17 protein-coding genes and 1 tRNA gene are annotated in these 21,137 nt (G+C 44.1%); 15 read left to right on the forward strand and 3 right to left on the reverse strand.

Going from position 1 to position 21,137, the window contains the following annotated elements:
- Nucleotides 1-6: 6 nt before the first annotated feature.
- The 3 genes from agaF to IQ211_RS01540 all read left to right on the forward strand — a co-directional run bounded on the left by agaF (nt 7) and on the right by IQ211_RS01540 (nt 1,998).
- Entirely contained in the window at nt 7-441 is a 435-nt protein-coding gene (gene agaF, locus IQ211_RS01530; protein ID WP_189758829.1) for a PTS galactosamine/N-acetylgalactosamine transporter subunit IIA, read from the forward strand.
- 9 nt (nt 442-450) lie between these two features.
- Nucleotides 451-1,305, forward strand: coding sequence for a tagatose bisphosphate family class II aldolase (locus IQ211_RS01535; RefSeq protein ID WP_189758830.1), 855 nt, complete (start codon nt 451-453; stop codon nt 1,303-1,305).
- Nucleotides 1,306-1,839: 534 nt separating this feature from the next.
- A complete protein-coding gene (locus IQ211_RS01540; protein ID WP_223281619.1) occupies nt 1,840-1,998 on the forward strand; it encodes a group II intron maturase-specific domain-containing protein in 159 nt (52 codons plus the stop codon).
- Nucleotides 1,999-3,257: 1,259 nt separating this feature from the next.
- Here IQ211_RS01540 and IQ211_RS01545 read toward each other — a convergent pair.
- A tRNA-Arg gene (locus IQ211_RS01545) sits at nt 3,258-3,332 on the reverse strand.
- Nucleotides 3,333-3,517: 185 nt separating this feature from the next.
- Between IQ211_RS01545 and mlaA the strand changes: the two genes are divergently transcribed.
- Nucleotides 3,518-4,270 (forward strand): phospholipid-binding lipoprotein MlaA, encoded by a 753-nt coding sequence (gene mlaA, locus IQ211_RS01550; RefSeq protein WP_189758832.1) that lies wholly within the window; start codon nt 3,518-3,520, stop codon nt 4,268-4,270.
- A gap of 62 nt (nt 4,271-4,332) precedes the next feature.
- Here mlaA and fadL read toward each other — a convergent pair whose 3' ends face one another.
- On the reverse strand, nt 4,333-5,694 hold the full coding sequence (gene fadL, locus IQ211_RS01555; RefSeq protein WP_189758833.1) for a long-chain fatty acid transporter FadL: 1,362 nt from the start codon (nt 5,692-5,694) through the stop codon (nt 4,333-4,335).
- Between the two features lie 359 nt (nt 5,695-6,053).
- Here fadL and IQ211_RS01560 point away from each other — a divergent pair, with 359 nt between their 5' ends.
- The 4 genes from IQ211_RS01560 to sixA all read left to right on the forward strand — a co-directional run bounded on the left by IQ211_RS01560 (nt 6,054) and on the right by sixA (nt 11,035).
- Nucleotides 6,054-6,350, forward strand: coding sequence for a YfcZ/YiiS family protein (locus IQ211_RS01560; RefSeq protein WP_189758834.1), 297 nt, complete (start codon nt 6,054-6,056; stop codon nt 6,348-6,350).
- A gap of 292 nt (nt 6,351-6,642) precedes the next feature.
- Nucleotides 6,643-7,953, forward strand: a complete 1,311-nt coding sequence (gene fadI / locus IQ211_RS01565) for an acetyl-CoA C-acyltransferase FadI (protein WP_189758835.1) — start codon at nt 6,643-6,645, stop codon at nt 7,951-7,953.
- The gene (fadJ, locus tag IQ211_RS01570; RefSeq protein WP_189758836.1) at nt 7,953-10,100 is read left to right on the forward strand and encodes a fatty acid oxidation complex subunit alpha FadJ; all 2,148 of its coding nucleotides are present in this window, start codon (nt 7,953-7,955) and stop codon (nt 10,098-10,100) included. The genes fadI and fadJ overlap by 1 nt, the downstream gene beginning before the upstream one ends.
- A 452-nt stretch (nt 10,101-10,552) precedes the next feature.
- Nucleotides 10,553-11,035: a phosphohistidine phosphatase SixA gene (sixA, locus tag IQ211_RS01575; protein ID WP_189758837.1), complete on the forward strand. Its 483-nt coding sequence runs from the start codon at nt 10,553-10,555 to the stop codon at nt 11,033-11,035.
- 129 nt (nt 11,036-11,164) lie between these two features.
- On the opposite strand, the gene smrB is transcribed toward sixA, so the two are convergent.
- Complete coding sequence (gene smrB / locus IQ211_RS01580) at nt 11,165-11,710, reverse strand: endonuclease SmrB (protein WP_189758838.1); 546 nt, start codon at nt 11,708-11,710, stop codon at nt 11,165-11,167.
- Between the two features lie 181 nt (nt 11,711-11,891).
- On the opposite strand from smrB, the gene hutI reads away from it, so the two are divergent.
- The 7 genes from hutI (at nt 11,892) to prmB (ending at nt 20,951) form a co-directional block, all read left to right on the forward strand.
- Nucleotides 11,892-13,160 carry an imidazolonepropionase gene (hutI, locus tag IQ211_RS01585; protein WP_189758839.1) on the forward strand — a complete coding sequence of 423 codons (1,269 nt, stop codon included), beginning with the start codon at nt 11,892-11,894 and terminating at the stop codon, nt 13,158-13,160.
- Nucleotides 13,161-13,179: 19 nt separating this feature from the next.
- A complete protein-coding gene (hutG, locus tag IQ211_RS01590) occupies nt 13,180-14,139 on the forward strand; it encodes a formimidoylglutamase (protein WP_189758840.1) in 960 nt (319 codons plus the stop codon).
- 36 nt (nt 14,140-14,175) lie between these two features.
- On the forward strand, nt 14,176-14,907 hold the full coding sequence (gene hutC, locus IQ211_RS01595; protein ID WP_399477866.1) for a histidine utilization repressor: 732 nt from the start codon (nt 14,176-14,178) through the stop codon (nt 14,905-14,907).
- A 302-nt stretch (nt 14,908-15,209) separates the two neighbouring features.
- Nucleotides 15,210-16,904 (forward strand): urocanate hydratase, encoded by a 1,695-nt coding sequence (gene hutU, locus IQ211_RS01600; RefSeq protein WP_189758841.1) that lies wholly within the window; start codon nt 15,210-15,212, stop codon nt 16,902-16,904.
- 14 nt (nt 16,905-16,918) lie between these two features.
- Nucleotides 16,919-18,451 (forward strand): histidine ammonia-lyase, encoded by a 1,533-nt coding sequence (hutH, locus tag IQ211_RS01605; RefSeq protein WP_189758842.1) that lies wholly within the window; start codon nt 16,919-16,921, stop codon nt 18,449-18,451.
- Nucleotides 18,452-18,543: 92 nt separating this feature from the next.
- Complete coding sequence (locus IQ211_RS01610) at nt 18,544-19,908, forward strand: amino acid permease (protein ID WP_189758843.1); 1,365 nt, start codon at nt 18,544-18,546, stop codon at nt 19,906-19,908.
- Nucleotides 19,909-20,015: 107 nt separating this feature from the next.
- Nucleotides 20,016-20,951 carry a 50S ribosomal protein L3 N(5)-glutamine methyltransferase gene (prmB, locus tag IQ211_RS01615; RefSeq protein ID WP_189758844.1) on the forward strand — a complete coding sequence of 312 codons (936 nt, stop codon included), beginning with the start codon at nt 20,016-20,018 and terminating at the stop codon, nt 20,949-20,951.
- Nucleotides 20,952-21,137 lie beyond the last annotated feature (186 nt).

Below are 21,137 nucleotides of genomic sequence, written 5' to 3' on the forward strand. Positions count from 1 at the left end.
GTGCAGATGTTAGGTGTAGTGATAACCGGACATGGTAGTTTTGCCAGTGGCCTGTTGCAGGCAGTAGAGCAGGTCATTGGCCCACAGGCGCAGTGTGTAGCCGTAGATTTTCCAGAAGGAATGTGTACTGAGACACTGAAAAAGGCACTGGCGGCTGCGTGCAGTCAATGTGATCAGGGGGACGGGCTGGTTTTTCTCACCGATTTACTCGGTGGTTCTCCATTCAGACAGTCTGCGCAACTGGCATTAAATCATCCTGCATATCAGGTTATTACCGGTACTAATATGCAGATGGTTGTGGAAATGATGCTTGAACGTGACGGTATGACAGCCTTTGAGTTCCGTGACATGGCACTGGAATGTGGACATCGTGGGCTGACCAGTCTGTGGCATGAGCAACAGCGTGAAAAACCGTCATCACAGGATATTGATGGTATCTGAGGAGGTCACATGTATCTGATTTCTAATCGAGAAATGCTAAAAAAAGCGCAACGGGGTGGATATGCTGTACCCGCTTTTAATGTCCATAACCTTGAAACAGTGCAGGTGGTAGTAGAAACCGCCGCCGCACTGTCATCACCGGTAATATTGGCGGGAACACCTGGCACTTTTACCTACGCAGGGCTGGAATATATGGTGTCTATCTGTCGTGAAGCGGCCTATATCAACCATCTGCCAGTGGCACTGCATCTGGATCACCATGAAGAGTATGATGATATCTGTCATAAAGTGCAGTCTGGTATTCGTTCTGTGATGATTGATGGTTCACATCTGCCTTTTGAGCAGAATATTGAGGCAGTATCCCGGGTGGTTCGATTTTGCCAGAACTACGATGTCAGCGTTGAGGCAGAATTAGGTCGACTTGGCGGGCAGGAGGATGACTTAGTCGTCGATAGCAAAGATAGCTTCTATACTGATCCTATAGCGGCGAAAGAGTATGTTGCTCGGACAGGTATTGATTCACTGGCGGTTGCGATAGGTTCAGCGCATGGCCTGTATCACGGGGAGCCGCACCTTGATTTTGGTCGCCTGGACGCCATCAGGCAGCAGGTTGATATTCCACTGGTACTGCATGGTGCATCGGGTATCCCTGAAGAGATGGTTCGGCGTGCGATTAATTTTGGGATCTGCAAGGTGAATGTGGCGACAGATCTGAAAATCGCTTTTGCTGACGCGGTCAAAGCCTATTTTGCTGAACACCCTGAGGCAAACGATCCGCGCAAATATATCACACCAGGTAAAGAGGCTATGCGCAAGGTGGTCGAAACTAAAATCCACATTTGCGGTAGTGCAGGAATGATGTAACATTTTACAGCAATGCTTTCACAAAGAAGGCGCTCGCTTTTTTAGGGTTGCCTTTTCTATTCTTAATTATTTTTTCTTTACGGACTTTCATTAATTCCTGTTGTTCATCGGAAGTTAATGTCTTGGGTTGGGATTGTTCAACCTGCAAAATTATCTGTAATTTTTTAGCCGATTTACGCTTTATAACGACATGTTAATTAATGTCATTCTATTCCTTTACCAAGGTGTCCTGATTGATTAAAGCACACACATCCCACAGTAAAATTTCCAAAAGATTACAGGCCTCTGAAGGGATATTGGCAGTGTCAGGGGGGTATTTTGGAATTTGATAAATGCATACAAAAAAAAGTCATCAATCAGGTTGTGTAATTACAGAAGTCGATATATTGTGACGAGAGTGATAGCTATGTCACATAGCTGATTGGCTTTTCTTGAATGGTGAGAAACAGTGGCATAGTGTTATCACAGGTTTATTTAATTTCAGACATTTTACCTCGCTTCGGCGAGGTTTTTTGTTGTGTGCCATAGCCTTTGATGTGGTTCAAAGCGCGGATAAGGGAACTAACGGGGCGCAATACGGGAAGAAAAAGCCTCGCTCAGCTAATCCAAGGGCTAAAACGCTATCTGAGGAGCTGGAAAAGCCACTATAGCCAGAGCCAGTGGCCATCGGTGATGCCGATGGATAAGACGTAAGCTACGCAGCATCCTCTGGAAACAGTGGCGAATAAGTTGTAGCCCCCTGAATATGGCACTGCCGTGGAGCTGGGCTTGGTGGAGTCACGCGAAATTAGATTTGGTATTCTATCATGCGTTTTAGAAACAGTGCCTGTATGTCTTGTCGTTGGTTTAAAATGACATGTACGACTACATCAGTTTCTGAATCGACTGTGTAAAGAATTTTGTATCCATTTTTTGTATTACACTCACGATACTCAAATACACCAATCTTACTTAGCTGAAACGAGATTGGGCTTGCTAATGGAAAAATGCTCACATTACTTTCGAATTCCGAAATGAAATCGTTAATTATGGATAAAGGATCAATATCTTTAGTCCGCAAAAAGTTCGCAATATCTTTAACGCATATTTTGCAGTGCCAGTGTATTTTATTGTTACAGTTTTATTCATAATAATTAAATAAAATTTAAAACTCATAAAACCTACAAGTGAACACACTAATGTACAAACAGAAAACATATTCGCCATAGCACATAGTTATGGATTTTATGCTAGTTGGATAGGGAAAGCTTAAGAATAACGGGTAAGGATAAAAAGAAACCATTATCACTATAGGGCGGTCATCTGCCCTTTAACTCTCAGGGTGATCAACTATGGTAGAAATTAACGGTTCCCGCAGATGGCTCAAATCTGAGTCATGATGGAAATTCCCATCATCTTTAAACCCTGCATTGTTATTTTCCCAACACAGGGTGACTTAATGTAACTGAGTAACTCACAACGAATTTCGTCGGCAGTGAGTTAATTGGCTTTTAAATCCCATTTAACAACATTAAGTAAGGCTCGCAGGCAACCTTTTAATAAGTCTCGTAGTCCTCATACTCAGTAAAGTGAGGAGCCTCCGAGATTAAGGATTCCTTGTTGACGAAAGTATAACCTACGAAAATTTCGTAGTTGAATCTTTAAGATTGATGACACCTTAATCTGAAGGAATCCCTATAATCGCGTAAAATATCGCGAGCGTTTTCAGTATCTCAATGAGCACGTTCCAGAAAATATTGAATACTATCCGGTGAGTGTTCACCCAACCATTCAGCTAGTTGCCAGCTTCATAACCCACCCAATATTGTATAGAAGAAATATTGGGAGTTTCTATACAACAAATTGTAGAGATTTAGGAAGACGGTTGTAGACTTCGAGAGATTAGGGTTTTTCTCTATGGCTTGATTTATCTGGGATTAAGAGACTTTAGTAGACGTCGAGAGAGGTTTGTTTGGCGTCCCCTGCAGGAATCGAACCTGCAATTAGCCCTTAGGAGGGGCTCGTTATATCCATTTAACTAAGGGGACCAATGGAACGCAGTATACCTGTTTTTCTTGTCAGAGATAAGGTATAACGAACTGTTTGCCTATATAATCACCACTCTTTTTGATTACCATTAATGAAAGATAGGCAGTATATTTTACATATTGGGTGCAATAGCTGGTATACAGCGCGATAATTGATATCTAAAAATAATTATATGGAGAACAGTATGAAGTATAGTCTGAGCGGGGTTGCTCTTACAGCCGTCTTACTTGCAGGATGTGCCAGTTCATCGAATACGATGGAGCAGGGGCGTTCTGATCCGCTGGAAGGGTTTAACCGTGCTATGTTTAACTTTAATTATGATGTTCTCGACCCATATGTACTGCGCCCTGTTGCTGTAGCCTGGCGTAATTATGTGCCAATGCCTGCACGAAATGGCATTGGTAATTTTATGAGCAACCTTGAAGAGCCAGCCAGTATGGTGAACAGTTTCTTGCGTGGCGATGTTCATGAAGGTGCAAAACACTTCAACCGTTTCTTTTTGAATACGTTGTTGGGAATGGGGGGGCTTATTGATGTGGCTTCCATGGCTAATCCCAAACTGGCAAAAGAAGATCCGATGCGTTTTGGTAGCACATTGGGATACTATAATGTGGGGTATGGCCCATATGTTGTTTTGCCCGGTTACGGCAGTTTTACACTGCGTGATGAGGGCGGTAACCTTGCGGATATGACTTATCCTGTATTGAGTTATTTTACGGGATGGGTGTCGGTAGGCACGTGGATTTTCCAAGGTATAGAAACCCGCGCTCGCTTGCTGGATTCTGACGGCTTGTTAAAAAATTCTTCAGATCCTTATTTGATGGTGCGCGATGCTTACTTCCAACGCCACGATTTTATGGCCAATGGAGGTAAGTTGGAGCCAGAAAAAAATCCTAATGCGGCAAGCATTGAAGATGAATTGGATTCTATAGATTAGTTCGTACTTATGATCAAAAAAGGATAGCACTTGCTATCCTTTTTTGGGATTACAGTATGTAGTTAGAACGTATAGTTAAAGTTTATACCATACAACCATGCAGTTCCTTTGGAATCGAACTCATATGGTGTCGTGCCACCTAATTTCTGGACTTCTTCTGGTAGTTTTTCACTAATATGTACTTTTTTGCCACGCATATAGGAAACACCGACATCTACAGAAGCATCTTTGTTGAATGCGTAAGTGGTTCCTAAGCTAAACCAAAAACGATCTTGATCTGGAATGGAAATAGAACGATTTTTGGCTGGTACAGGGCTTTCATCAAAGGCGATACCACCACGGAATGTCCAGTTATCGTCATGGTAGTAAGTTGTACCTAGTGAGATACGGTAAGCGTCACGGAAGCCTTCGTGTTTCTCAAATGCAACATTACCCGTGTCACTCCTTACTGCTTTTAATTCTTTGAATTCGCTCCAGCCAGTGTATAGCAAGCTATAGTGAATTGCCCACTGTGGAGCAACACGGTTATAACCTGAGAGTTCCCACATATCCGGTAAATTCAGGTCCAGCTTGCCTTTGACTATATTACCATTAGTCCCATTATCAAAGACTTTTGGTATATATGGCAAATCATTGCTGTAATCTCCGCTTTTAAACTTAACCTTGACTTTTGAACGGTAAGTCAGGCTATAGCGGTTATTTTCGTCATACTGATATAGGAACCCTGCATTCCAACCGTAACCCCAATCTTTACCTTCCAATCTGGCAGCTTCAGCGCTATCTGGGATTGAAAGATGTGCAAGGACTGGATTATTTGTGGCCAGCCCTTTAGCGTTTAGCATCTTAGTGGCTATTGGGCCGAATTCTCCCATATGACGGGCAATTTTGGCATCAGCATAAACAGCATTGACACCTAAGCCAAAGCTAAACTGGTTATTAAATTTGTAAGCACCGCTTAGGTTTAGGTTCATGGTCTTCAGTTGAGTTTTACCGCCTAGCAGGCCAGCAGAATAGTTGTTGCTGAAGTCGGTAGACAAGCCGAAGTTAGACGTTGCAGATGCGCCAACAAACCATTGATCATTGATTGGCGTAATAAAATGCAGGTTTGGGATCCATGCACGCGGTGCGATATTTTTAGCATCAGTGCTGTTTTTGGTGATGGGAGACTTTCCGGTGATATCAACATCTGGGTTGACATACACCAAACCACCAGAAAATGATGGGCGATCAAATAAGGTCATGGCCGCAGGGTTACGACTGCCTACGGAAGCGTTATCTGCAACGGCACCTGCCCCAGAAAATGCACGGCCTAGTCCTGATGATGAATATTCATTCAATTGAAAACCAGCAGCACTAGCGTTGGATGAGAGGATTGCAACCGCCACTGCTAACGCTGAACGTGTAAATAGGTTTTTCTGGTCCATAACCAAAACCTCATTGTCTAATTATTATTAACATGCCACTCAAGTAGCTGAGAGCGCGGGATTGTAGAGTCGATTTGTCACCATGACAATAATGACAAATCAGACCAGTGCACGAAGTATAGGCTTGATAATAGAATATGTTGCAAGAATGTTTTCTAAATATAACTAAAATGATTCTCAAATTGGGACTTGCTTAACAAAAAATAGACAACTTCCGTTAATGAAGTGTAAACGGGTTTTTGTTGACGTGGTCAGATCAATAAATAGTGAGATAAATGGCGTCAAACAGTGCAAATGCTGGTTATTGGCAGTCAGGAAAACGTAGAATTATCAGCAAGTTTTTTAGTCGGAGAAATTAAATGTCTGATGCGATTAACCGCTGTAATGCCGAAGAAACGGCAGCTTGCTGTTGTGTTGATGTGGGAACCGTTATTGATAATGAAGACTGCACCGCTTCTTATCAGTGTATTTTTGCGAGTGAACAAGACGCAGAAATCATGCTTAATACGTTAATTAAGAAGGCAAAATCAGTGGAATCTGATCCCTGTGTTATACGCCATAGTATCGAAGCGGTTAACGGTGGGATGCAATTATCGATGGACTTTACCTTTAGCTGCCAAGCGGAAGCCCTCATCTTTCAGTTAGGCTTGCGTTAATTCACTTTGAACGACGGTTTTCTCATTGTTTTGTCATGTCAAACAGTGGGGAAATCGCTTGTAATAGATTGTAAATCATTGCCTTTTCTTTGTACTCCTTTCGCTTATTCTCCATTTAAGTTGTATAAATTATAAATAGTTTAAAGTTGAGTTTGTTCTCATTTTTGATTTATTCCTATTTGCTATTTTCCAACATTACGTTAACAATGCATCATCAGGTCTGACCTCTTACGAGGTGAGTAAATATTTTTAATCAATCAATTGATTTAGTTAATAATAATTAGGAGTTGCTATGGGTCGTTCTTCAACAAAAGTGACATCGCAGAAGGAACGTGTTGCTATTGTCAGCGGGTTGCGCATTCCTTTTGCGAAACAGGCAACTTTCTACCACGGTATTCCGGCTGTTGACTTGGGAAAGGCTGTTGTAAGCGAGCTGGTCATTAGGAGCGGTTTGTCGCCTGAGAAGATCGACCAATTGGTTTTTGGGCAAGTTGTTCAAATGCCGGAAGCGCCAAATATTGCAAGGGAAATTGTTTTGGGGGCAGGCTTAAGTGTGAATACTGATGCCTATAGTGTTTCCCGTGCCTGTGCGACGAGTTTTCAGGCAATTGCAAACGTGGCTGAAAGTATTATGGCAGGCGTAGTCAATATAGGGATCGCAGGAGGTGCGGATTCCTCATCCGTTTTACCTATCGGAGTGACGAAGTCATTGGCGCGTATGTTAGTTGACATGAACAAAGCCAAAAGTCTCACCCAACGATTAAAATTACTCAGTCGATTGAAATTACGTGATTTATTGCCTGTATCCCCTGCTGTTGCAGAGTATTCCACAGGGTTGAGAATGGGAGATACCGCTGAGCAGATGGCAAAAACGTATCATATCAGCCGCGAAGATCAGGATGCGCTTGCGCACCGCTCGCATGTACTGGCCGCCAAAGCCTGGGAGCAAGGGCTTTTGCAAGAGGAAATCATATCGGCCTATTTCCCGCCATACCGCAAGACATTGGCAGAAGATAATAATGTCAGAAAAAACTCAACCTTAGCTTCTTATGCCAAATTGCGTCCGGCCTTTGATCGAAAACATGGCACAGTCACCGCGGCAAACAGCACACCACTGACGGACGGTGCCGCAGCAGTGATGTTAATGCGTGAATCCGTTGCCAAAGAGCTTGGTATGGTTCCATTGGGGTATTTACGTAGTTATGCATTTTCTGCCATTGATGTTTGGCAGGACATGTTACTGGGGCCGTCCTATGCAACCCCGTTGGCGCTTGAGCGTGCGGGTATCACTCTCAATGAATTGACCATTATCGACATGCATGAAGCATTTGCTGCTCAAACATTAACGAATTTAAAAATGTTTGCCAGTGAGAAATTTGCCCGTGAAAAGTTGGGACGTACTCAGGCAATTGGCGAAGTGGATATGGATAAATTCAATGTGTTAGGCGGATCAATTGCTTATGGGCACCCCTTCGCGGCGACAGGCGCCAGAATGGTGACCCAAACGTTGAATGAATTGCGTCGCCGTGGGGGTGGTTTTGGGTTAACGACAGCTTGTGCCGCTGGTGGTTTGGGTGCAGCAATGGTATTGGAGGTAGAATAATGGCTCAGGCTGAAAAAGAAACGGTTATGTCAGCAACAATGCAACCGGTATTCCGTTTTTCTGTCAGGGACGACAAGGTGGGAATTATCACCATTGATGTCCCAGGAGAGAAAGTCAACACCCTGAAAGCTGAATTTGTTGAGCAGTTCCTGATCATGTTTGAAAAAGCGCAACAAGTTTCAGGTTTGAAAGGGTTGGTTATTGTGTCCGGCAAGCCGGATACTTTCATTGCTGGTGCGGATATTAGCATGATAGCTAACTGCCAAACCCAGGAAGAAGCGTCAGCATTAGCTGAAAAAGGTCAAAAACTGTTTGCGCAGATTGCCAATTATCCTTTGCCTGTAGTGGCAGCGATTCATGGTGCGTGCTTAGGTGGTGGGCTGGAGTTAGCATTGGCTTGCCATGCGCGTATCTGTTCTTTGGATGAAAAAACCCGTCTTGGTTTGCCAGAAGTTCAGCTTGGGTTATTGCCAGGCTCAGGTGGAACGCAGAGATTACCTTGCTTGATTGGTGTCAGTGCTGCTTTGGACATTATATTGACAGGCCGTCAGCTCAAGGCAAAACAGGCGCTACGGTTGGGTGTTGTGGATGACGCAGTTCCTTTAGATATCTTATTAGATGTTGCTGTGCAATATGTTAAAAAAGGCATCGTGAAACGGAAGCCATTGGCATGGTCGCAGCGTATACTGGCAAGTGCGTTAGGCAGGCCGTTGTTATTCCAGATGGTTCATAAAAAAACGCGAGAAAAAACTCGCGGCCATTATCCCGCCCCAGAAAAAATCATCAATGTGATTCGTGCCGGTTTGGAAAAAGGCTCAGAGAAAGGCTTTCAGCTTGAAGCCAAGGCATTTGGTGAGCTGGCGATGACGCAAGAATCAGAAGCATTGCGGAGCCTGTTTTTTGCTTCTACAACGTTGAAGAATGAAACTGGCTCTTCAGAACAGCCCGCTGAAATCAGACAGGTGGGGATTTTGGGAGGCGGCCTGATGGGGGGCGGTATTGCCAATGTAACCGTGACGCGAGGAAATTTGCCTGCCCGCATTAAAGATATTAATGAAAAGGGTATTAATCAGGCTTTGAAATATACATGGGATCTCCTTTCTAAGCGGGTAAAACAGCGTCGTTTGAAATCAAGTGAGCGTTCTCGTCAGATGTCTCTATTGACAGGAACGACCGATTACAGTGGATTTAAGCAAGCTGATATTGTTGTTGAAGCGGTATTTGAAGATTTAGTCTTAAAACGCAAAATGGTTACAGAGATTGAAGAGAATACAAAACCTGAAACCATTTTTGCGTCTAACACTTCTTCATTGCCAATCCATAAGATTGCTGAAACTGCGACTCGGCCAGAGCAGGTGATCGGTCTTCACTATTTCAGTCCTGTAGACAAAATGCCGCTGGTGGAAGTTATTCCACATGAGGGAACAAGTGAAAAAACGATCGCAACTGCTGTAGCGTTAGCCAAGAAACAGGGAAAAACAGCGATTGTTGTTGGTGATAAAGCGGGTTTTTATGTAAACCGGATTCTGACACCTTACATTAATGAGGCGGGTTATTGTTTATTGGAAGGTGAGCCGATTGAACATATTGATAATGCTTTACTGAATTTTGGTTTTCCTGTTGGCCCTATCAATCTGCTGGATGAAGTTGGCATAGATGTGGGGACTAAAATTATCCCTATTTTAGTAGAAGAATTAGGCAGTCGATTTGAGGCACCAGAGATTTTATCTGCAATTTTGCAGGATGACCGAAAAGGCAAGAAGAATGGCCGCGGCTTCTATTTGTATACGGGCAGAAAAAAAGCCAAAGAAGTGGATGCTTCGATTTATTCCTTATTAAAGATCAAACCAGCGATAAAAATGTTGCCGGCTGACATTGCCCAGCGTTGTGTGATGCTCATGCTGAATGAAGCTGTGCGCTGTCTGGATGAGGGGATTATCAGAAGTCCACGTGATGGTGATATTGGTGCTGTATTTGGCATCGGATTCCCGCCATTCCTGGGAGGGCCATTCCGTTATATTGATAAGCTTGGCAGTGATAAAGTTGTAGAAATTTTACGTCGTCTGGAGGCGCAATATGGCGAAAGGTTTGCGCCCTGTGAGCGTTTAGTCCAGATGGCTGAACAGAAAAAGAAATTTCACGCATAACTTGAATTTTATTTAAATAACCCGATCGGCTCTTTTAATTAAGAGTCGATTTTTTATGGCAATTAAATCCTTATTCGTATTTTTTATCTATACACGTTACCTTTCAAGTTGCTCATTATAAGACAACATAACTTATTGTTTCTCCCCGCTTAGCGGGGAGAAACAATATGCATCTTGAAGTGAGATGGGTATAAAAAGAATCTACGAAATAACAAGAGATATATCGATTTTTTTAGCCATTTTATTTACCTTTGTTTTAGGGCAGAATGCGGATTGGCCCTAACTGAAACGTTTTTATATCCTTCGGAAATCCATAGGGCATATATCAAATATTAGCTTGATAATTGCTTTTGAGCTTACGTTTTAATGCCGTATAACCAATGGCTTATCTCAAGAAATACGAGTGTATAGGGTATTTTGAGATCGGTTTGCAATTAACTAAACGGTGGATTATGTACGTTTTTATTATGCGTCACGGTGATGCTGCTTTGGATGCAATCAGTGATGCAGCACGGGAGCTGACACCTAGAGGGTGGCAAGAATCACAGAAGATGGCAGGTTGGCTTTCACAACAAACGCCTGGTATTGATTGTATTTTGGTCAGTCCTTATATTCGTGCAGGACAAACATTAAAGGCGGTGCGAGAAAATTTGGCGCTTCCTGATAATGAAGAGTTATTGGCTGAGTTAACGCCATCGGGTGATGTTGCGTTGGTTGCCAGCTATTTACACGTCTTGTCAACACAAGGACACAAATCTGTATTGGTGGTTTCCCATTTACCGTTAGTCGGTTATTTGGTTTCTGAGCTTTGTCCTGGGCAAACGCCGCCGATGTTTGCTACATCCAGCATTGCTTGTGTCGAGCTGGATCACCAAACAGAAAAAGGGTGTCTGTTATGGCAAACATCTCCTGCACAATTAGCGGCGAAATCCTGACCAGACACCTTAACCATTAGGAAGTTTAATTAAATATACCAATCTGACTTCAAGATGCGTGTGATTTCTCCTTGCGAAGCGGAAGATATAGGACGCATCTTGAAAGGCGATTGGTATATAAAGACCAAATTAGCGCTGCGTAAACTCATCCATCTCTACCAAAATGAGTAACGCAGCGTTCCCTCCCCACGCTTTGGGCGCTTGATGGAAGGCAATAATATCAGGATGTTGGGCAAGCCATAGCGGGGCTTGTTGCTTGAGAATATGTTTACCGTGTCCATGCATAACACAGGCACAATAGACATGTTCGCGACGACAGGCAGCGATTAATGCCCCAATTTCTTGTTTGGCCTGTAACTGAGTTAGCCCATGTAAATCCAGAAAAAGTTCAGGGGAATAATCTCCACGCCGCAATTTCTTTAATTCATAATGATGGCTGGCGCCTTCCCGAATGTAACGAGTCGGGCCTTCCATTTCCAAATTTGGCTGGAATTCATCAGAAAAATAATAACTGGCATCAGTTTGCTCCTGCATCAAGCGTTCAGGGGCAACAGCGTTAATTTTTTTTCTTTTCGGGGGATGGGAAACCGTATCTTGTGCAATACGACGGGTTCCTGTAACAGACGTTCTGAATAGACTGATGTCTTCTGAGTTTAGTTGATATTTCTTCTTCATTACAATTCATTTACTCACTGCTTTTGGCAAGTGTACATGATTTTTTGTGATGTTTCCTGACAGTTATCATTTTAAGTAACAAATTGTTCACAAAATGATTTGACAATTATGTTTGGTTATAAAATAAATGTATATACAACATGAGTTCTGATACAAACAAGAAAGATAACAGGATAGTACAATGTCGATTGAACTGAGAGACACTGATGTCATATGGCGCAATGCCAAACTTGCTACGATGGATCCTGCAATTAAGAACGTTGATGGTGAAAGTCATTACGGCATGTTAGAACAGCATGACCTTATTGTGCGGGATGAAAAAATCTTAGCGATATTACCGACAGATAGCGTACCAGCTAACCAATGTAAGATCATTGACGCAGAGCAGCGCTTAATTACACCTGGCTTAATCGATTGCCACACTCACTTAGTTTTTGGTGGCAATAGAGCCTCTGAGTGGGAACAGCGCTTGAATGGGGTTTCTTATGAAGAAATTAGTGCTAAAGGGGGAGGGATCAATTCTACCGTTAATGCCACCCGTAACAGTTCCGTTCAACAGTTAGAAAGCGTATCCCAGAAACGTCTCAATGCATTGATGGCTGAAGGGGTGACAACAGTTGAGATGAAATCAGGTTATGGGCTAGATCTGATAAATGAAGAAAAACAGTTAAAGGTTGTGCAGGCATTGGCACAGAAAAATCCTATCGAAATTAGCCCGACATTACTTTCTGCCCATGCCGTCCCACCTGAATATAAGCATGATCCTGATGCCTATATTGATTTAGTTTGTGACTCCATTTTGCCTACTCTCTGGCAAAAACAGTTATTCGAAGCTGTTGATGTATTTTGTGAAACCGTTGGTTTCACTTTAAATCAGACTAAACGCCTTTTTGCAACAGCAAAACGTTTGAATATTCCCGTAAAAGGTCATGTTGAGCAACTTTCCAATTTAGGAGGCAGTGAACTGGTTGCTGAATATCAGGGTTTATCCGTTGATCATATTGAGCATTTGGATGAAAAGGGTATTGAGGCTATCAGCCGTAGTGGAACAGTGGCAGTATTACTGCCGGGAGCATTTTACTTCCTGCGAGAAACTCAACGTCCACCCATTGCATTATTGCGCCAATACGGTGTTCCAATGGCTATTTCAACCGATTTTAATCCTGGTACGAGCCCTTTTGCTTCCTTGCGCCTGATTATGAATATGGCTTGCGTACAATTTGGTTTGACACCAGAAGAAGCCTGGCAAGGCGTGACTATTCATGCAGCTCAGGCACTGGGACGAGCGGGTAGTCATGGTCAATTAGCCGCGGGTTTTACGGCGGACTTTGTTGTTTGGGATGCCCGAAACCCCGTTGATATTTTATACGAACTGGGACATAACCCGTTGGTTTATCGTATTTATCATGGCGAAATTACGCATCGTAATGATTTAAATGGCCTTAATTAATGGTGGTGAGGGAAAAAATATGAATTTATGGCATCCAACATCCGAAAACATTTGGCAAGGGCGCAATGATCTTGCTGAAGCCAATAACGCGTTACGGTTATTCCAGACAATAAAACAGCCAGCCAGTTTCTCTCCAGCCGAATTTCCTCACCACATTGCGCTATTGGGATTTGAATGTGATGAAGGTGTTAAATTGAATCAGGGACGTCCGGGAGCGAAATTGGGACCAGAATATTTGCGCCAATCGTTGGCAAACCTGGCGAGTTATGATGGTCACGATAGATTGGTGGATTTGGGGAATATTCGTGCTAATTCTGGTGAATTGAGTGAAGCACAGCAGGCACTCAGTGATGCTGTCTATGAATGCCAGCAGAATAATATGAAAACGCTGATTTTTGGTGGTGGGCATGAAACGGCTTTTGCTCATGGGATGGGAATTTACCGTGCGTTTTCGCAGCAGCGTGTCGGTATCATCAATTTTGATGCCCACTTGGATCTGAGAAATTCACCGCAGCCTACATCAGGAACCCCATTTCGGCAACTTGCGCATTACTGCCAGCAACACCAGCGCCCATTTAATTACAGTTGTGTTGGCGCCAGCTTGGCATCAAATACCCAGGCATTACTGGATGAAGCTAACCATCTTGATGTCACCATTATTTGGGATACCCACTGCGTTGAATCCATGTTGGATAGGGTACAGCAGCAATTACAAGATATAATTAATCAGGTTGATATCATTTATATGACCATCGACTTGGATGTGCTGCCAATTTGGCAAATGCCGGCCGTTTCTGCGCCTGCGGCATTGGGTGTTCCGCTGGAGCGTTTATTGCCATTGGTTCAACTCATCTGTCAGAGCAAAAAATTGCAAGCCGTAGATTTAGTTGAGCTTAACCCTTTATATGATATCCAGGGAATGGGGGGGAAAGCGGCGGCTCGCCTTGCATGGCAGTTGGTGCATTGGTGGAATAAATAGGTTGGTGAACGAATAAAAAGCGAGAAGGAAGGGATAGTGACAGACGATTTACCAGATACATATGCCAAACCAGTGCCTTTGTATGCAAGAGTCAAACAAGTGATTATTGAAAAGATCTATACGGGGGAGTGGAAACCGTATGATCGGATCCCTTCGGAAGCGGAATTGGTCAGGCAATTTAACTGTAGTCGCATGACGGCTAACCGGGCATTGAGGGAGCTAACAGCAGAAGGTTTTCTATTCCGTTTGCAAGGTGTGGGGTCGTTTGTCTCTGAGCCGAAAGGACAATCGGCGTTATTTGAAATTCATAGTATTGCCGATGAAATTGCTTCCCGCTCTAACCGGCATAGTTGCAAGGTGCTGAAACTTGCTGAAGTGAAGGCTAACATGACGCAGGCTGCGGAATTCAGTATTGCAGTAGGTGCGCCGCTCTACCATTCCATCATTGTACATTATGAAAATGATGTCCCTGTGCAGATTGAAGATCGTTTTGTCAATGTTCAGGCGGCACCAGAGTATTTGCGGCAAGATTTTCGTCAGCAAACGGCCCATGATTATTTATCCCAGGTAGCGCCATTGACCGAAGGGGAGCATATCGTCGAAGCCGTGGCGGGGGATGCCCTCTCTTGTCGGTTATTACAAATTGAGGCAAATACGCCTTGTTTGTTAATCAGCCGGCGAACCTGGTCGAAAGCATTTATTGTTTCCAGTGCCAGGTTATTGTTTCCTGGGTATCGATATAAATTGAAAGGGCGTTTTAGTTCATAGTTCCCCTAATGGAGCTACAAAAAGTTGAGCGGTAAAAACCCTCTTTTTCCGTTGGGTAGAAGAGGTTTTTTATTCATCACTGTAACAATAATGTAAAATAAATGTGATGTTAAACACAAAGCCAGCAAAAATATTCCCCTGTTTATCACGAAATAAATCAATATCATCTTTTTGATTTTAAATAAAAAAATATTTTTACCGCATTATTAACTTTATCTCTGTCACATTTTTGCCTATTGAATGTACATGTATATACAACTATACAATTAACAAAATTCACAACGATGAGATAGGAAAAAACCGTGACGACGCAAAATAATAAATTCAGCAACGTAACCATTCGTGCTCCCAGAGGGACACAACTCACAGCAAAAAGTTGGCTAACCGAAGCACCACTTCGTATGCTCATGAATAACCTTGATCCCGATGTGGCGGAAAATCCCTGTGAATTGGTGGTGTATGGTGGCATTGGTCGTGCAGCCAGAAACTGGGAATGCTATGAAAAAATCGTTGAAACCTTAAAGAGTCTGGAAAATGACGAAACCCTGTTGGTGCAATCAGGCAAGCCTGTGGGGGTGTTTAAAACACATGAAAATGCCCCGCGTGTATTAATTGCCAACTCGAACTTGGTGCCACACTGGGCGACATGGGAACATTTTAACGAACTGGATGCCAAAGGGCTGGCTATGTATGGTCAGATGACTGCCGGTAGTTGGATTTACATCGGAAGCCAGGGCATTGTTCAGGGGACTTACGAAACTTTTGTCGAAGCAGGCCGCCAACACTACAACGGCAATTTGACCGGACGTTGGATACTGACAGCCGGTTTGGGGGGAATGGGCGGAGCACAGCCACTGGCTGCGACATTGGCCGGTGCCTCTTCATTAACCATAGAGTGCCAACAAAGCCGCATTGACTTTCGTCTGCGTACTAAATATGTGGATGAACAGGCCGTTGATCTGGATGATGCTTTGGCGCGTATTGAACGTTATACCCAGGAAGGTAAAGCAATTTCGATAGCATTGTGTGGTAATGCTTCAGAGATTTTACCTGAGCTGGTACGCCGTGGTGTGCACCCTAATATGGTGACAGACCAAACCAGCTCCCATGATCCATTACATGGTTACTTACCGGCTGGCTGGACATGGGAAGAATATTGCCGCCGTGCCGAAAGTGAACCAGAAGTGGTGATCCAAGCGGCAAAAGCGTCAATGGCCGCACATGTTGAAGCTATGCTGGCTTTCCAGAAACAGGGTGTACCTACTTTTGATTATGGCAATAATATTCGCCAAATGGCGAAAGAGGTAGGTGTTGAGCACGCCTTTGATTTTCCTGGATTTGTTCCCGCTTACATTCGTCCTCTGTTCTGTCGCGGTATCGGACCTTTCCGTTGGGCGGCGCTTTCCGGTGATCCTGAGGATATTTATAAAACTGATGCCAAGGTAAAAGAGTTGCTGCCGAATGATGACCATTTACACCGTTGGTTAGATATGGCAAGAGAGCGCATCAGTTTTCAGGGCTTGCCTGCACGTATCTGTTGGGTGGGATTGGGCGATCGCGCCAAATTAGGATTAGCATTCAATGAAATGGTTCGCCGTGGGGAACTTTCCGCCCCAATCGTGATTGGCCGTGATCATTTGGATTCTGGCTCTGTCGCCAGCCCTAATCGTGAAACTGAATCCATGCAAGATGGTTCTGACGCTGTTTCTGACTGGCCATTGCTGAATGCCTTACTGAATACAGCCAGTGGTGCGACGTGGGTTTCCTTGCATCATGGTGGGGGCGTTGGTATGGGATTCTCTCAACATTCCGGCATGGTTATTGTTTGTGATGGAACGGATGAAGCGGCTGAACGCATTGCCCGTGTATTACACAATGATCCGGCAACGGGAGTTATGCGTCATGCTGATGCGGGCTATGAATTGGCTATCCAGTGTGCGAAAGAGCAAGGACTAAACTTGCCAATGTTAAACCTGCCAGTGACTGATGCGAAATAAGGAGCGTTGTTAGAATGAAAAATATCACTATTCATCCGGGAAAAATGACACTTGAAGAATTACGTCATGTTTATCAGCATCCTGTTCACATTAGTTTGGACGAACAATGCTTTCCTGCCATTGAGAGCAGTGTTGCTTGCGTGAACCGCATTATCAGTGAAAATAAAACGGCTTATGGTATCAATACCGGTTTTGGTTTGCTGGCGAATACCCGTATTGCAGAACAAGATTTGGAAGAATTGCAGCGTTCTATTGTGTTGTCACATGCGGCGGGTGTTGGGGAGCCTCTGTCGGATGAAATTGTCCGATTGATTATGGTGTTGAAAATCAATAGCCTTGCCCGTGGTTATTCCGGCATTCGTCTGGACGTGATCCAGGGATTGATTGCCTTGGTCAACGCTGAAGTTTATCCCTGTATTCCAAGCAAAGGTTCAGTAGGGGCTTCTGGTGACTTAGCACCACTAGCGCATATGAGCTTGTTATTGTTGGGAGAAGGGAAAGCCCATTATCGTGGCGAATGGCTGCCGGCAAAAGTAGCACTGGAAAAAGCGGGACTTGAGCCGATGTGTCTTGTCGCCAAAGAAGGATTGGCACTGCTCAACGGTACACAAGCTTCTACCGCCTTCGCCTTAAAAGGACTATTTGCCGCCGAAGATTTACTCGCATCAGCGATTGTTTGTGGCGCCATGTCTGTTGAAGCTGCTCTTGGCTCCCGTAAACCCTTTGATGCTCGTATCCATGAAGTCCGTGGGCAGAAAGGCCAGATTGATGTGGCAGCCCTTTACCGTTTGGCATTGGGAGAACAAAGTGAGATTTGTGCATCCCATAAAAACTGCCCGAAAGTTCAGGACCCTTATTCATTACGCTGCCAGCCTCAAGTGATGGGCGCTTGTTTAGCCCAAATCCGCCATGCGGCTGATGTCATTATGGTTGAAGCCAATGCCGTCTCTGATAATCCGCTGGTCTTTACTGAAGAAGATGAGGTGATTTCTGGGGGTAATTTCCACGCTGAACCGGTTGCGATGGCATCGGATAATCTGGCTATTGCTCTGGCAGAAATAGGTTCATTGTCAGAACGCCGCATTGCCTTGTTGATGGACAGCAATATGTCCCAGTTGCCGCCATTCTTAGTTGAAAACAGCGGTGTTAACTCCGGCTTCATGATTGCACAGGTGACTGCGGCTGCGCTGGCAAGTGAGAACAAGGCGCTGGCGCATCCTTCCAGTGTTGATAGTTTGCCAACATCAGCCAATCAGGAAGATCACGTTTCAATGGCACCCGCCGCGGGGCGTCGTTTATGGGAGATGGCAGATAATGTGCGAGGGATCTTAGCGATTGAATGGCTGACGGCTTGCCAGGGCATGGATTTTCGTCATGGCTTGAAGAGTAGTCCGATATTGGAAAAAGCCCGCCATATTCTCCGCGAGAAAGTTGCACATTATGATAAAGATCGCTTTTTCGCCCCGGATATTGATGCAGCAATTCAGTTGTTGGCTGAACGGCAACTTTCGGCCTTGTTGCCTGCTGGGAATATCTTAGAAAACTAAGTACAGACTCATCGTCTTAGGCCGGATAAGCTCCGGCCTTATCGTAGTATTTATCTCTTCCAATCTAATAATAAAAGACATAAGGATAAATCATGCAAAACATTTCACAACTCAAGCGAGGATTAAGTGTTCGCCACATTCGGTTTATGGCACTGGGTTCGGCAATTGGCACCGGTCTTTTCTATGGTTCAGCGGGAGCCATTAAAGCCGCAGGACCGGCGGTATTGCTAGCTTACGCCATTGGCGGTGCAGCTGTATTTATGGTCATGCGGGCATTGGGGGAAATGGCGGTACATCGCTCCGCGCCAGGTTCTTTCTCTTATTATGCCACCCAGTATTTAGGGCCATTGGCGGGTTTTCTGACCGGATGGACTTACGTTTTTGAAATGCTGGTTGTTTGCCTTGCTGACGTCACTGCATTTGGCATCTATATGAAGCTCTGGTTTCCCCATGTTGACCAGTGGATTTGGGTACTTGGCATTGTCTTTTTTATTGGTGCAATCAACCTATGCAATGTGAAGGTATTTGGTGAAATGGAATTTTGGCTGTCTATCATCAAAGTGGTTGCGATTATCGCCATGATTGTCGGCGGTTTTGCCATCATGATGTATGGGTTTGGTCAGGAAGCCGAGCATGTCACCGGCCTGTCGAATTTATGGGAACATGGTGGATTTATGCCAAACGGCATAGCGGGAGTGATTGCCTCGTTTACGGTCGTGATGTTTGCCTTTGGTGGCATTGAGGTTATTGGTATCACTGCCAGTGAAGCTAAAAATCCAGAAAAATCTATCCCACGTGCAATCAATGCGGTCCCATTCCGTATCTTATTGTTCTATGTCCTTACGCTGTTTGTTTTGATGTGCATTTATCCGTGGAACCAAGTGGGGCAAAATGGTAGCCCGTTTGTCCAAATCTTCTCCAGCTTGGGAATTGATTCCGCAGCCAATATTTTAAATATTGTCGTCATTACTGCCGCAATTTCCGCGATCAACAGTGATATTTTTGGTGCCGGACGGATGATGTATGGCATGGCGCAAGAAAAACAGGCTCCAGCCTCGTTTACCCAACTGACTAAAAATGGAGTACCGTGGGTGACGGTGCTGGCAATGTCAGGAATTTTGTTGGTGGGCGTCCTCTTGAATTACTTGTTGCCGGAAAAAGTTTTCGTCATTATTGCTTCCATCGCAACATTTGCAACTGTGTGGGTATGGCTGATGATTTTGCTGTCACAATATATCATGCGCCGGAAGATGCCCGCAGAAGAGGCCAGACAGCTTAAATTCCCTGTTCCCTTTTGGCCTGTTGCGCCAACGTTGGCTATTGCGTTTATGGGATTTGTTATTGCGGTATTAGGTTATTTCCCAAATACTCGGATCGCATTATACGTAGGGATAGTATGGATAGTATTATTAACTATTAGCTATTATTTATGGGTGAAAAAACCAAGTCATGGCTAACCCTCCTATATCACCCTAAAATAACGCTGTGTTAAGAAAGCTGATTTGTGTTCTGGATCATGGCAAACTAGCGAGCTGATATATCTTTTGTTGTTTGGAGGTGTTTTTTGGATAAGATCTTAGCCGATGAGGCTGTTGCAGAACTGCGTACCATTTTAGATATGTTGCGTTGGTCTACTAGCCGTTTTAGCGAATCGGGTATCTATTGTGGACATACTGCATGTAATCCGTGGGATGAGGCTTTGCAGTTAGTTCTCCCTTCATTGCGTTTGCCTATGGATGTCCCTGATTCAATGCTGGCTTCACGCCTGACATCAACAGAGCGTCAACGCATCGTGGAACTTGTCTTGCGTCGTATTAATGAACGTGTTCCTGTTGCTTATTTGATAAATCGAGCTTGGTTCTGTGGTCATGAATTTTATGTCGATGAGCGCGTTTTGATTCCACGTTCACTGATTAGAGATGTGATTGAAGAGCATTTTGAAGGGCTTATCTCACGTCAGCCATCGACAATTTTGGATCTTTGTACAGGAAGCGGGTGTATTGCAATCGCCTGTGCCCATGCCTTCCCAGAAGCCGAAGTTGATGCTGTTGATATTTCTCCTGATGCTTTGGAAGTGGCAGAAATAAATATAGAGAATCATAAACTTTCTCATCGTGTAATCCCGATTCGTTCAGATCTATTTCATGATATACCACCGGTGAAATACGACATCATTGTCACTAATCCTCCTTATGTCGATGAAGAAGATATGAGTGATTTTCCCCAGGAATACGATCATGAACCTACATTAGCCATGGCTGCAGGTATTGATGGGTTGGATTTGGTTCGTCGTATTTTGGCAACTGCCCCGGACTTCCTTTCAGAAGAGGGAATAGTGGTATGTGAAGTAGGTAACAGTATGGTTCACCTGATTGAGCAATACCCTGAAGTACCCTTCAAATGGCTGACATTCAAACATGATTATGGTGACGGTGTTTTCGTGCTGACTCGCCAGCAGCTTGTTGAATATCAGGAATATTTCCAGCCATTCAAAGACTGATATTTTCTCATTCATCCAGTGGTTAAAACGGCTATTTCATATAAATTGTATCAATATCCCGTGGATTTCGAGTCGTAGCTAAATAGGTTTTCATAATACTGAGAGTATCAAATGTTGGAGTTCCTTACCCCGCGCTCCGCGCGGGGTAAGGAATACTCCTATCATGTTGAAACGCTATTTAGCAAT

This window comes from Xenorhabdus griffiniae, assembly GCF_015163655.1.
Lineage (GTDB): Bacteria > Pseudomonadota > Gammaproteobacteria > Enterobacterales > Enterobacteriaceae > Xenorhabdus > Xenorhabdus griffiniae.

Coding starts and splice junctions, on each gene's coding strand:
- hutI (WP_189758839.1), top strand. CDS start 11,892: ATGTCGATTGAACTGAGAGACACTGATGTCATATGGCGCAATGCCAAA.
- agaF (WP_189758829.1), top strand. CDS start 7: ATGTTAGGTGTAGTGATAACCGGACATGGTAGTTTTGCCAGTGGCCTG.
- hutH (WP_189758842.1), top strand. CDS start 16,919: ATGAAAAATATCACTATTCATCCGGGAAAAATGACACTTGAAGAATTA.
- IQ211_RS01540 (WP_223281619.1), top strand. CDS start 1,840: ATGTGGTTCAAAGCGCGGATAAGGGAACTAACGGGGCGCAATACGGGA.
- mlaA (WP_189758832.1), top strand. CDS start 3,518: ATGAAGTATAGTCTGAGCGGGGTTGCTCTTACAGCCGTCTTACTTGCA.
- IQ211_RS01560 (WP_189758834.1), top strand. CDS start 6,054: ATGTCTGATGCGATTAACCGCTGTAATGCCGAAGAAACGGCAGCTTGC.
- fadJ (WP_189758836.1), top strand. CDS start 7,953: ATGGCTCAGGCTGAAAAAGAAACGGTTATGTCAGCAACAATGCAACCG.
- IQ211_RS01610 (WP_189758843.1), top strand. CDS start 18,544: ATGCAAAACATTTCACAACTCAAGCGAGGATTAAGTGTTCGCCACATT.
- sixA (WP_189758837.1), top strand. CDS start 10,553: ATGTACGTTTTTATTATGCGTCACGGTGATGCTGCTTTGGATGCAATC.
- hutG (WP_189758840.1), top strand. CDS start 13,180: ATGAATTTATGGCATCCAACATCCGAAAACATTTGGCAAGGGCGCAAT.
- smrB (WP_189758838.1), bottom strand. CDS start 11,710: ATGAAGAAGAAATATCAACTAAACTCAGAAGACATCAGTCTATTCAGA.
- IQ211_RS01535 (WP_189758830.1), top strand. CDS start 451: ATGTATCTGATTTCTAATCGAGAAATGCTAAAAAAAGCGCAACGGGGT.
- fadI (WP_189758835.1), top strand. CDS start 6,643: ATGGGTCGTTCTTCAACAAAAGTGACATCGCAGAAGGAACGTGTTGCT.
- fadL (WP_189758833.1), bottom strand. CDS start 5,694: ATGGACCAGAAAAACCTATTTACACGTTCAGCGTTAGCAGTGGCGGTT.